This window comes from Phocaeicola sp. RTP21359st1_B8_RTP21360_211022 (genome assembly GCF_040911965.1).
In the GTDB taxonomy this organism is placed as follows: Bacteria; Bacteroidota; Bacteroidia; order Bacteroidales; family Bacteroidaceae; genus Phocaeicola; species Phocaeicola vulgatus.
Genome location: NZ_JBDFXP010000012.1, coordinates 16,753 through 29,708, shown reverse-complemented (window position 1 = coordinate 29,708; position 12,956 = coordinate 16,753). Strand labels below are relative to the sequence as shown.

At 41.9% G+C, this 12,956-nt stretch carries 11 protein-coding genes, 1 tRNA gene and 1 pseudogene; 4 read left to right on the top strand and 9 right to left on the bottom strand.

All coding sequences use genetic code 11. The annotated features are described in order from the left end of the window. Positions 1-266: 266 nt before the first annotated feature. The 4 genes and pseudogenes from AB5062_RS08060 to AB5062_RS08045 form a co-directional block, all read right to left on the bottom strand. Positions 267-503 (bottom strand): annotated as a pseudogene (locus AB5062_RS08060) (hypothetical protein); the annotation flags it as partial. Positions 504-507: 4 nt separating this feature from the next. Next, on the bottom strand, positions 508-1,125 hold the full coding sequence (locus tag AB5062_RS08055; RefSeq protein ID WP_005852953.1) for a DJ-1/PfpI family protein: 618 nt from the start codon (positions 1,123-1,125) through the stop codon (positions 508-510). A 2-nt stretch (positions 1,126-1,127) separates the two neighbouring features. Then, positions 1,128-1,472 carry a DUF3795 domain-containing protein gene (locus AB5062_RS08050; RefSeq protein ID WP_032939656.1) on the bottom strand — a complete coding sequence of 115 codons (345 nt, stop codon included), beginning with the start codon at positions 1,470-1,472 and terminating at the stop codon, positions 1,128-1,130. 5 nt (positions 1,473-1,477) lie between these two features. Further along, on the bottom strand, positions 1,478-2,158 hold the full coding sequence (locus AB5062_RS08045; RefSeq protein ID WP_032952685.1) for a zinc ribbon domain-containing protein: 681 nt from the start codon (positions 2,156-2,158) through the stop codon (positions 1,478-1,480). Positions 2,159-3,397: 1,239 nt separating this feature from the next. Between AB5062_RS08045 and AB5062_RS08040 the strand changes: the two genes are divergently transcribed. Then, on the top strand, positions 3,398-4,813 hold the full coding sequence (locus tag AB5062_RS08040) for a Gfo/Idh/MocA family protein (protein ID WP_011964715.1): 1,416 nt from the start codon (positions 3,398-3,400) through the stop codon (positions 4,811-4,813). Between the two features lie 124 nt (positions 4,814-4,937). Here AB5062_RS08040 and AB5062_RS08035 read toward each other — a convergent pair whose 3' ends face one another. The 3 genes from AB5062_RS08035 to AB5062_RS08025 all read right to left on the bottom strand — a co-directional run bounded on the left by AB5062_RS08035 (position 4,938) and on the right by AB5062_RS08025 (position 7,640). Beyond that, positions 4,938-5,477: a carbonic anhydrase gene (locus tag AB5062_RS08035; RefSeq protein ID WP_005842314.1), complete on the bottom strand. Its 540-nt coding sequence runs from the start codon at positions 5,475-5,477 to the stop codon at positions 4,938-4,940. Between the two features lie 190 nt (positions 5,478-5,667). Further along, a complete protein-coding gene (locus AB5062_RS08030; protein ID WP_005842319.1) occupies positions 5,668-6,252 on the bottom strand; it encodes a Crp/Fnr family transcriptional regulator in 585 nt (194 codons plus the stop codon). Positions 6,253-6,287: 35 nt separating this feature from the next. After that, positions 6,288-7,640 carry an MATE family efflux transporter gene (locus tag AB5062_RS08025; protein WP_008782062.1) on the bottom strand — a complete coding sequence of 451 codons (1,353 nt, stop codon included), beginning with the start codon at positions 7,638-7,640 and terminating at the stop codon, positions 6,288-6,290. 152 nt (positions 7,641-7,792) lie between these two features. Between AB5062_RS08025 and AB5062_RS08020 the strand changes: the two genes are divergently transcribed. Continuing rightward, a tRNA-Thr gene (locus AB5062_RS08020) sits at positions 7,793-7,866 on the top strand. 247 nt (positions 7,867-8,113) lie between these two features. Here AB5062_RS08020 and groL read toward each other — a convergent pair. Together groL and AB5062_RS08010 are read right to left on the bottom strand one after the other, a co-directional pair. After that, positions 8,114-9,751, bottom strand: a complete 1,638-nt coding sequence (gene groL, locus AB5062_RS08015; protein WP_005842327.1) for a chaperonin GroEL — start codon at positions 9,749-9,751, stop codon at positions 8,114-8,116. 41 nt (positions 9,752-9,792) lie between these two features. Beyond that, a complete protein-coding gene (locus AB5062_RS08010; protein WP_005842331.1) occupies positions 9,793-10,065 on the bottom strand; it encodes a co-chaperone GroES in 273 nt (90 codons plus the stop codon). 380 nt (positions 10,066-10,445) lie between these two features. Between AB5062_RS08010 and AB5062_RS08005 the strand changes: the two genes are divergently transcribed. Together AB5062_RS08005 and hydE are read left to right on the top strand one after the other, a co-directional pair. Next, complete coding sequence (locus tag AB5062_RS08005) at positions 10,446-11,912, top strand: 4Fe-4S dicluster domain-containing protein (RefSeq protein WP_032935130.1); 1,467 nt, start codon at positions 10,446-10,448, stop codon at positions 11,910-11,912. A gap of 8 nt (positions 11,913-11,920) precedes the next feature. Next, on the top strand, positions 11,921-12,955 hold the full coding sequence (gene hydE, locus AB5062_RS08000; protein ID WP_005842336.1) for a [FeFe] hydrogenase H-cluster radical SAM maturase HydE: 1,035 nt from the start codon (positions 11,921-11,923) through the stop codon (positions 12,953-12,955). Position 12,956: the final 1 nt, after the last annotated feature.

Genomic DNA, 12,956 nt, shown 5'->3' with positions numbered 1-12,956 from the left:
ATTATAATAAAAAAGCAGTCTTGAAAAGTCAAGACTGCTTTTTTATTATAAATACAGTATAAGTGAAATCAATTTATCCGACAAGCAATACACTAATATTAAAAATATATTGTATTTCTGCAAAAAGAATATACCTCTTTGAAATCAAGAGAGTTAGAAAATTCACCTCATTTTAGGACAATGAGGTGGCAACCGTCCTAATTACCGTGATCTGCATCACTTTGCAGGTTTGGGTAACTTTTAAGGATGTAAATATGGCAGGCAAAAAGATGATAGACACGACCTTTCTCTACAATCTCGCTTTTTACTCCCGGCAATTCATTTGCCATCTGGAAGAAAACATCCATATCTCCATTGGCATCCTTGTAGAGTTTCCTGTAAATGGAAAGCACACCACCATCCACGCAATTCTTGCTACATTCCGAAAAGAAGGCTGCTCGTTGTTCCGATGAGAGTCGGGCTATACCTTTCTCAAAACCTTTGAACCAATCTGACAAATCCATACAATCAAGGTAATTGACTGAACAGCTTTACCAATCCTTCTTTGTTGAAGCAGTAAAACATTTCTATTTGTTCAGGCGTATCATTCTCCAGCAATAGCAACAATTCTTTAGCAAATTCCAAGTAACCTGTGCCATTTGCCGTAACAATGCGTTTGTCCGACACAGCTTGCTCATTCATATAACCTGCCTTATTGGTATAGTTGCCTCCTCCCCATAATTGTAGCTGTTCCAAACCATTTCCCGTATGTTTTATCTCATTTAAGAAACCATGTTTGGCAAGGAAAGAAGCAGCATTGCAGATAGCTCCTACGATAATCCCTTTCTTTATGGCACGGCGAACGATTGGCACGACTTTATCTGCTTCCAGTTCGTCGAGCCAGCCGAAACCACCAATTAGTACCAATGCGGCATAATCATTGGGCATCGTTTCAAAAGAATAGTCGGGTAAAGTATGGAAACCACTGCATGAGCGTACAACATCCAATGTAGGAGCTACGACTTTGTTCGTGTATTTGGGATTTTCTTTTATACTACGTTCGTCACACGCAATAGCCGAAGCCAGAAACACGGCTTCATGGTCGGCATAGTTATTTAACAATAGATATAATACCTCGTTCTTCATATTTATTTTCTTCTGATGGTTTGACATTTACGTTTTGTCATCTCTTCGGCAAAGGCTTGTTCACCTTGTTCCTTAATATAGCTAATGCAAGCGGAACGGTCAGAATTAAACAGAAATGCAAATACTTTGCTTATCCAATTGGAAAACAACTTGCATTCCCTGACATCATGGGAGCATTCAGCACAAGTATTAAACTTGTTTTCTTGGCAACATGAGCGGATTTTACACCAAGTTGCCTTTTTATTTGGTTTACATCCGGGACATTTCTCTGCCAAGAACTTACGGCAAGCTCCACAATAAAGACCGCAAGCGGCTATGTTTTTATTATCAGGTACAATCGTTCTCATAAATATCAGATGTTGGAGTGAGAAAATTCGCCATTTATCCAAAAGGTGGCTTCCGTACCAATGAAATGTAGAAGTACATAATTGGGATCACTTGGTCCATCGGGAAAATGATGAATGAACCAATCCTGCCATATGTCCTTGCGGATAGTATCGTCCGTAATAATTTCTACCGTACCACGCAGGGCAACGCCATCCCCGTAATAGTCATAGCAAAGCCCCGCCTTGTTGTTCGCCTTAAAATCATTCACTTTCATGGAGCCGACACTTGTCACCATCCAGACTTCATTAAAACTTTTAGCATGTATCTTGGACATCTGCACAGGTCGCGGATAACCGTTAGCATCAATGGATGCAATGGTCACATTTTCACATTGGGCAAGCAAGTGGGTTGCCTTTTCCATTAGTGTCCGTTCATCTTTTTCTTTCCACCGTTTCAGGTAGGGAAAGTGTTGAAGCATTTGTTCCTTTGCTTGTACGGGACTCAACTTACATTCGGTCTGCACATTCCATTGGTCTAAGAATTGCAGGCAGAACTCAATCATTTGGCTCATTGTAAAATCTTGGGTAAACTCACCTTTTTTGTAACAATACACGCAATAATCCTCACTATTGCTCCCATCGGCATTTGTCCCTCTGTTTTCATCAGTTAGGGGCATACCACAACTTTGACAAAACTGTTGTTCCATATATGTATTCTATTCGATGCCTATCAGTCCCTTTATAGGCGGTTATAAAATGCGAGAGCGTGGAACTGCAATGCTACCGCGTCTAAATTGGAGGTCGTAGACAACCTTTGGCACAGATATGATAATAACAGCCCACGCTATAGCGTGAGAACCACTATACTATTTCTTGTACCAAGTCCGAGATTTCCTACGTTTCCAACCTACAAGATGAACATAACGCTTCTTTTTTCTCGTATGTCTTGGAAATAATTGTCTTTATCCGACTACAAAAATCGGATATTTTTCTGATAATCTTTTATCTTCTAATGCTTTTATTTACTTTTAGAATAGAATTTAGGGTGCATCCTATATTTTCAGTCCTTTATCCTGTTTAGTAGATGCAGTCTCCAAACCGTTTCTCCATTCATTCGCTTTCTACCTAAACCATTGCACAAGTGGAACATCGTTCACACCTATTTGAAAATACCCTTTCCGAGAATCTCAATGTGTTCCGGCAGAAGTCAATCAACGGCAATAGCTTTTCCACATAAGGGAAGTTCCATAAATTTTGTTATGTTTTTCAAGATAATCAAGGAAAGCAAAGTAAGTTGATATTAGTTTCACACGGAAAACAACGTCTGTATCCCAAAGAATTAGTACCTTTAGAACGAGATAACTCTTCGCACTTGCAATATACTTTTTACGTATTGCGTATTTTAAATAATCCATTGCGTGTATTTATCGGCAAGCGGGATAGTAAAAACATAAAATTGAAATAGCAACAGACGGAGTAAAAATAATTGATGGAGATTTAGCACACGACACCTATGAATATATAATGGAGTTGTATGATAGTGGAGCAAGTGCTGAAATAATTAAGAAATAAATTCCATTCATAAAAGAAGATTATGGAGATGAAACGGATTTTTATCACGAAATTTTTGTTACAGCTTACGCCTTGGCATTTTGGGAAATCGGAGAACTGACTGATGAAATCTTAAAATGAAGTAAAACGAGTTATTGAACTTAAAGCAGGTGTAAATCTTTGGACAAAAGATGTAGACGAAAAGGAAGGCAAAGAAAGACAAAAAGTCCTTGACCGATTTTTAAAAATAATATCTGCACCAAACTCAAAAGTTAGAAATAGAAATAATCAATTTTAGTTGCTGCAATCTGCCGATTTTATGAGGTTTTTCCAACGATATTCCCTATTTTTGCAACAATCTACTATTAACCTATAAATTTCAATTAAACAGAACCATGATTAAAAACCTATCTACCTTCTTCGTCGGTATAGCGTTATCATGCCTCGCCGGCTGTACCCCAATCCCCAAAGAAACAACTGCAACAAAAGAGTATGCGCCTCTTGAAGTTCCAGTTCCCGAACGTCCTGCGGGACAACAGGATGTAATCGAACTAACAACTCCTAAACTTGACACTGTGCGTGTAGGTTTCATCGGTTTGGGCATGCGTGGTCCCAGTGCGGTAGAACGTTGGACGCACATACCGGGAACTAAAATTGTCGCTCTTTGCGACTTATTGCCTGAAAATGCGGAAAAAGCACAAAAAATTGTAACTAACGCCGGTATGGAAGCCCCTGCCCTCTATTCCGGCAGCGAAGATGCATGGAAACAACTGTGCGAGCGAAACGATATCGACTTGGTATACATTGCAACAGACTGGAAACACCATACTGAAATGGGTATCTATGCCATGGAACATGGAAAACATGCAGCCATCGAGGTACCTGCCGCCATGTCGCTGGATGAAATCTGGGCACTTATCAATACTTCCGAAAAGACCCGTAAACACTGTATGCAACTTGAAAACTGTGTTTACGACTTCTTCGAACTGACGACATTGAATATGGCACAAAAAGGTCTTTTCGGCGAAGTGCTCCATGTAGAAGGTTCATACATCCATAATCTGGAAGAATTCTGGCCTTATTACTGGAACAACTGGCGTTTGGATTACAACCGGGAGTTCCGTGGAGACGTTTATGCCACACACGGCCTAGGCCCTGCCTGCCAATTGCTCAACATTCACCGCGGTGACCGCATGAAGACACTGGTAGCCATGGACACCAAAGCTGTAACCGGTCCCGAACTGGTAAAACAATATCAGAAAGAAGAAGCACCCGATTTCCAAAACGGCGACCATACCATGACTTTTATCCGTACAGAAAACGGAAAAACCATCCACATACAGCATGATGTCATGAATCCACGTCCCTATAGCCGTATGTATCAGCTGACCGGTACCAAAGGTTTTGCCAACAAATATCCCATCGAGCAATATTGTTTCCGCCCGGATCAGATTGACAGCACCAGCATACCCGATCACGAAAACCTGAGTATGCACTCGGCTGTTCCCGAAAAAGTAAAAGAAGCTTTGATGAGCCAATACAAACATCCTATCCACCAAGAATTAGAAGAAACAGCAAAGAAAATAGGTGGACATGGAGGGATGGACTTCATTATGGATTATCGCCTGGTATATTGCTTGCGCAACGGACTTCCTTTGGACATGGACGTTTATGATTTAGCAGAATGGTGCTGTATGGCCGACTTGACCCGTCTTTCTATAGAAAACGGAAATGCACCTGTTGCCGTACCCGACTTTACCCGTGGCAATTGGAACAAAGTGGATGGTTATCATCATGCTTTCGCTCAATAAAAAACTGAAACAAATACAGACTTCAATAAAAAGAGAGGTATATTCTGCATCAGGCAGAAATACCTCCCTTTCTTATAATACACAAAATCACATGAACATTATTGTGTATAAAAAAACTCACATTTTATACTTTTGTCAGTTCACCCGTCACCGAATCAATTATAAATCCCCTCACTATAATATCTTCAGGTATTAATGGATGCTCCATAATAGCCCGTACAGTTCCTTTCACCGATTTCTCCGTATCCTCAAAACCATCCAGCCATGCTCCAAAATCTACACCACAGAAACGAATCATATCAATGGTTTCCTGCTTGATGCCACGTGCTTTCATGTGTTCTATCATCTCATTACTATTCATGTGACAGGCTCCACAATCAGAATGAGCAACAACCATAACTTCCTTTACACCTAACTCATAAATAGCCACCATCAGACTACGGATTACACTACCAAACGGATGCGAGATAACCCCACCTGCATTCTTGATAATTTTTACATCACCGTTCCTGATACCCAAAGCAGCAGGTAACAATTCCGTCAACCGGGTATCCATACAAGAAAGAATAGCTATTTTTTTATCAGGATATTTGTTGGTAATATATTTCTCATATCCCTTGCTCTCAACAAATTTCTTGTTGAACTCTAAAATATCATCTATCATTGCCATAAGTTTTTTTAGGATTCACTACAAACTTACACAAAAATAAAATACGATGACACTTTTAAGATAAATATTTATCGGATGCCAACTTTTCTACCATCCATCAAGGCAAAGATGAACCATACAAGAAAAAGCAAAGAGAACAATGCGTTTCCATACGAAAGAACCAACCCCGTAAATGCTAAAATTGTCATTGGTCTTTTTTCCTTCTCCCCAGTTCGGCACGGATACGGCTTAACGACTGTGGGGTAATCCATAAATAAGAAGCGATATGCTTCAGAGGTACATACTGCAACAGTTCCGGATTCTCTTCCAACAAAGTAAGATAACGCTCCTTGGCCCGGGGGCTTCCTCCCGTTATCATCCAACTTTCAAGCCCTAAAAACTGCTGCTCGAACAGTCGTCTTCCAAAATTAGCCAGTTCAACAGATCCGGCATATAATACTTCGAGTTTTGCCTTCGAAATACCATAAAGTTCACTGTCACACATCGCTTCGATGGAAACCAACGAAACTGTATTTTCCACATATCCCCATGACGAGAAGATGGCCTCTCCTTCAGAAGCAAACCAGACGGAAACATCTACCCCGTCATTAAGGTAATGCCCCCGCCAGATTCCTTTACTTACAATATAGAAGTTTGAGTTCCGCCCACCTTCCTGTACAAGAAAATCCCCTTTATGAAAAGTGAACTTCTCCATATTATCCAACAACTGCAAGCTCAAAGCTATCGGCAAACTATATTTTTCACAAAACTTCTGTATGAATGCATCCATATATCCACCCGATTAATTACTACAAAAGTAAAAAATCATCTGCGAACCCATTGATGTTTACGATAATAAATTACCATTATTACTAAAAAAGTAAGTATTTCCGCCAAAGGAACCGCCAGCCATATCCCTGGCACCTTCAATAGCAACGGCAAGCCCAATAAACAAAGTACCATAAAAACAAACCCACGCAAAACTGTAACCATCATAGCCGGACGTGCCCGCTCTACACTTTGAAAATAGCCAATGGAAACAATGTTTACAGCAAAAAAAATAAAACCAGACGCAAACAAAGGCAGTCCCGCCACAGCAATATCGTATGCCGGATAGGAACGATCAATAAACATAGCCACAATCTGATGATTGAACAAAGCTGTTAACGCAAAAAACACAAGTCCGCAGGTCACGGCCGTTCCCAGTGCCAGACGGAAAGCGGAACGTACCCGCATGGTATCACCCGCTCCAAAGTTATAGCTTAAAATGGGTTGAGCCGATTGTCCTATGGCATTATATACCATAAATATAATGGGAAAGAAATAACAGGCAATACTGAAAGCAGCCACTCCATCTTCGCCTAAATAATGGATGAACACATAATTGCCTGCAAACATCATACAGGCTATGGCTGCCTCGCACAAAAAGGTGGAAACTCCTAAGTGGCACATATATTTCACATTGCGCCAAGTGAGCCGCATACTCTTCTTGCTAAGTTTCACCCGGCAAAAATGAATCACATTTCTTCTGCGACTTAAATAGACTACAATCATTCCGGCCCCCAAAATATACCCCAGACTGGTAGCCAGCGCCGCACCCATCATTCCCCATTTGAGAATAAAAATGAACACATAATCCAATAGGATATTCACCACTGCCGGAATAGCATTACACAACATGGCATAATTAGGAGAACCATCCAAACGGACAAAGAACATCCCTGAACTTAGCAAAGCACTAAATACCAGAAAAGGCAAGAACCAATACATATATTCCACCGCCAAAGGCAACAGACGTTCCGAACTTCCCAACCACACGGCTACTTGTGGAGCAAACAAACATACCACTCCCCACAGCACAGCCAAAAACAAAGAAGAAACCACAACAGCCTGCGTCACATTGATACGAGCAGTTTTCAACTTTCCCTGAGATAAATGAATAGATGCCACCACCGATGCGCCAACACCAAACATCAGTCCGATACCCGTACTTATCAAAAACAAAGGAGCAGTAATATTCACTGCCGCCAATGCGTCACTACCTATCCCTTGACCTACAAAAATACCATCTGTTATCACAAACACAGCCGAAAATACCATCCCCAGCACAGTAGGTATCAGCAATTTCCGAAATAATTTCGGAATTTCCATACTACCAAAATCAATACTATCCTTCATAAACTTCACTTTTTTGTTTAGCGGATGCAAAGATAGAGCGTTATTTCGGAGTAAAAATTACCATTTGGTAATTTCCAACTATTTTTTCATAGGAAAAAATTTGTTCTTTTAAAAGATATTCTTACCTTTGCACCCGCTAAACAAAAAGCAATGCCTCTTTAGCTCAGTTGGCCAGAGCACGTGATTTGTAATCTCGGGGTCGTTGGTTCGAATCCGACAAGAGGCTCACTAAAAAAGGAAGTGTTTCTGAACGTTCAGAAACACTTCCTTTTTTATAGGACAGTTCAATTTGAAATAAACCCCACTAATCTTTTAAGAGTGATCCACAGTCTCCTCACATAACATAATTTCTCGGATGAGCCGAAATTTAGAGAGTAAATAAAACTTGAGAAGATAATCCACTATGGTCTATAAAAAACTCCCTGTCAACATTTCGCCAACAGGGAGTCCGTTAATCATTTATGGGGCAAAGATTACATCATGCCGCCCATGCCACCCATTCCGGGAGCACCCATCGGCATTTCTGGTTTATCTTCTTTCTTTTCCACAATTACACATTCTGTAGTCAGGAACATACCTGCAATAGAAGCGGCATTTTCCAAAGCTACACGAGTTACCTTAGCAGGATCTACCACACCGGCAGCGTGCAAGTTTTCGTAAACATCAGTACGGGCATTGTAACCGAAGTCACCTTTACCTTCGCGTACTTTCTGTACTACTACTGCACCTTCCTTACCTGCATTGGCAACAATCTGACGAAGCGGTTCCTCGATAGCACGCTTGATAATTTCGATACCGGTTGTTTCGTCTTCATTATCGCCCTTCAGGCCTTCCAATGCTTCAGAAGCACGGATGTAAGCTACGCCACCGCCCGGAACGATACCTTCTTCGATAGCTGCACGAGTAGCGCACAATGCATCATCCACACGGTCTTTCTTTTCCTTCATTTCAACTTCAGAAGCGGCACCTACATAAAGAACAGCTACACCACCTGACAACTTAGCCAAACGTTCCTGCAACTTTTCCTTATCATAATCTGAAGTAGTATTCTTTATTTCAGCTTTAATCTGATTGATACGTTCCTGAATGTTTTCTTTTGCGCCGGCACCGTTTACGATAGTAGTATTATCTTTAGAAACAGTTACCTTATCGCAAGTACCCAACATTTCAAGAGTAGCTTGTTCCAACTTCAAACCTTTTTCCTCGCTGATAACGATACCACCTGTCAATACGGCAATATCTTCCAACATCGCCTTACGACGGTCGCCGAAGCCCGGAGCTTTCACAGCACAAATCTTCAACTGAGAACGCAGACGGTTTACAACCAACGTAGTCAATGCTTCGCTGTCTACATCTTCTGCAATAACCAACAAAGGACGTCCGCTCTGTACAGCCGGTTCCAGGATAGGCAAGAAATCCTTCAAGTTAGAAATCTTCTTATCATAAATCAGGATGTACGGATGTTCCATCACACATTCCATCTTTTCTGTATCAGTTACAAAGTAAGCAGACAAGTAACCACGGTCGAACTGCATACCTTCTACCACACCGATGGTAGTATCCGTTCCTTTAGCTTCTTCGATAGTAATCACACCATCTTTAGAAACTTTACGCATAGCGTCTGCAATCAACTTACCGATAGTAGGATCGTTATTGGCAGAAACAGCAGCCACTTGTTCAATCTTGTCATAGTTGTCACCTACCATTTCGGCCTGAGACTTGATAGATTCAACCACTTTGGCAACAGCTTTATCGATACCACGTTTCAAATCCATCGGATTTGCTCCGGCAGTAACATTCTTCAAACCTACCCCTACGATTGATTGAGCCAGCACAGTAGCAGTAGTAGTACCGTCACCTGCATCGTCACCTGTCTTTGAAGCAACAGATTTCACCAACTGTGCACCGGTATTCTGAAATGCATCAGCCAATTCCACTTCTTTAGCTACAGTCACGCCATCCTTAGTGATATGAGGAGCACCGAATTTCTTTTCGATAATCACATTACGACCTTTCGGACCCAGGGTTACTTTCACTGCGTTAGCCAATTCGTCTACACCCTTCTTCAATTCGTCACGGGCATCAATGTTGAATTTAATATCTTTAGCCATAATTCTATTTACAATTTAATGATTTACAATGTACTATTTAATTATCCCAAAACAGCGAGAACATCGCTCTGACGCATGATAAGGTATTTCTTACCGTCATGTTCCAGTTCAGTGCCCGAGTATTTGCCATACAATACCTGATCACCTACATGCAACACCATCTCCTCATCTTTTGTTCCGTTACCTATTGCGACAACTTCACCTTGCAATGGTTTTTCCTTTGCTGTATCAGGAATAATAATACCACCGATTGTTTTTTCTTCTGCAGGAGCAGGAAGAATCAATACTCTGTCTGCTAATGGTTTAATGTTCATAGTTCTTAATTTTTATATGTTATACTTTTAATTATATCAATTATCCGTCATCTTTAAGCAGTGACGCAAAACATCTTGCGAAAAACGTGCCAAACATGAAAAAGGAGAAATTGACAGTTTTATTCTGCCAAATTGGCACAGCTATAACATATCTTTCACTAAAATGGTTTCCTCTTCCCCTGCCATTATCAGTTGCTTTTACGAAATTTATTATTTTTACCTACAAAGATTCATATATAAACCAGTCGGCTACATTCCACAGCGACAGAACGAATCTGAATATAAAAAGAGAAAAATGTGATTTTTCTTTTTTTAATATTTCCATAGGACACAAACTATCACTATCTTTGCAAAACCTAATAATTAACCCCTTTAACTATATGGCATTTACGAACAACATTATGATTGTCCGCCACAGATTACTGACAGAACTTGTAAAATTGTGGAAAAACGGAGAACTGACAACAGACAAAATAGACCGTCTACCATTAGAACTCAGCCCCCGACGTTCAAAACATGCAGGGCGTTGCTGCGTACACAAAGAACGCGCTGTATGGAAATACAAATCCCTTCCTCTACTGGGGCTGGATATGGATGATGAAACCGATGAGCTCACTCCACTATCCGAATATGCCGCACGTGCTATAGAACGTGCAAACAATGGAAAGCCCAAAGACAACATTATGTGTGTTATAGACGAAGCATGCTCGGCCTGCGTACAGATCAATTATGAAATCACCGACTTATGCCGGGGATGTACCGCCCGCAGTTGCCAGTACAATTGTCCCAAAGGAGCCGTACATGTACATGCCGACACCGGCAAGGCATGGATCGACCATGATACCTGCATCAGTTGCGGCATCTGCCACAAAAGCTGCCCTTATCACGCAATCGTCTATATTCCCGTTCCCTGCGAGGAATCTTGTCCTGTCAAAGCGATCAGCAAAGATGAACACGGTATAGAGCATATTGATGAGAATAAATGTATTTATTGCGGTAAATGCATGAATGCCTGTCCTTTCGGGGCCATATTTGAAATATCCCAGACATTCGATGTGCTGCAACGCATCCGTAAAGGAGAACAAGTGGTAGCCATTGTCGCGCCATCTATTTTGGGACAATTCAGCACAACTATCGAACAAGTATATGGTGCATTCAGACAAATCGGTTTCACCGATATAATTGAAGTAGCACAAGGAGCCATGTCCACCGTAGAACATGAAGCGCATGAACTGATAGAAAAACTGGAAGAAGGACAGAAATTCATGACTACCTCATGCTGCCCGTCCTATATCGAGCTGGTGAACAAATACATCCCCGATATGAAAAAATACGTTTCCGGCACAGGCTCGCCTATGTATTATGCCGCACGTATAGCCAAAGAGAAGTATCCTGATGCAAAAATCGTATTTGTTGGACCATGTGTAGCCAAACGTAAAGAAGCTCAACGTGACGAGGCTGTGGATTTTGTGATGACATTCGAAGAGATTTCCTCTATTTTCGATGCTTTCGAGATTAACCTGGAGATTGTACAGCCATACGCTATGGAATTCTCTTCCGTTCGCGAAGCGCATGGATTCGCACAAGCCGGCGGCGTGATGGGAGCCGTAAAGGCATTCCTGAAAATGGAAGCGGACAAAATCAATGCCATACAGGTATCTGATTTAAACAAGAAGAATATCGGAACATTACGCGCCTACGCTAAATCGGGCAAAGCTCCCGGACAATTCATCGAAGTGATGGCCTGCGAGGGTGGTTGTATCACAGGACCCAGTACGCACAGCGGCAGCAACAATGGAAAACGCCAATTGGTACAGGAACTGGCAAAACAGAAAAAAACATATTAAAGGTATGCATGAAGCGACTGATTGACAAATTACGTCACTACCATAGCCTGACAGGTGAGGAATATGCCAACCTCCTCTCCTGTCAGGATACCGGCACTTTACTGTATTTACAGCAACAGGCCAGGGAAGTCACTTTGGCACATTTCGGGAATGGGATATTTATCCGCGGACTTATCGAGGTGAGCAACCGATGTCGTAACAACTGTCATTATTGCGGAATAAGGAAAGGAAATACCGCCATTACCCGTTACGCATTAAAGCGTGAAACCATTTTGGAATGTTGCCGTGAAGGATATGCACTCGGATTCCGCACCTTCGTGATGCAAGGCGGTGAAGACCCTGCCTTAACAGATGAATGGATAGAAAAAACCGTTGCCGCCATCCACTGTGAATTCCCCGATTGTGCCATCACCCTTTCATTAGGAGAGAAATCACGGGAAGCATACGAACGTTTCTTCCGTGCCGGAGCCAACCGTTATCTGCTCCGACACGAAACACACAACGAAGAACACTATAGGAAATTACATCCTGAGGAGATGTCACTAAAGCATCGGCTCCAATGCCTGCAATGGCTAAAAGAAATTGGATATCAAACCGGAACAGGAATCATGGTAGGCACTCCGGGACAAACCCTGACACATCTGGTGGAAGATCTGTTATTCATAGAGCAATTCCAGCCCCAAATGATCGGTATCGGTCCATTTATCCCCCATCATGACACACCATTCGGAACAGAGCCGGCCGGAAGTGTAGGAATGACCCTCAAGCTATTATCCCTTTTCCGGTTAATGCACCCGTCCGCCCTGATTCCATCGACCACCGCCCTTGCCACCTTGTCACCGGACGGACGGGAAAAAGGAATATTGGCAGGAGCTAATGTAGTGATGCCCAATCTCTCCCCCAGGGAGCAAAGAGAAAAATACACCTTGTATGATAACAAAGCCGCCTTCGGTGCCGAAGCAGCCGAAGGTTTACGAGCTTTGGCACAACAACTGGAAACAATCGGTTACCGGATATCGACAGATAGAGGTGACTATCACTAAC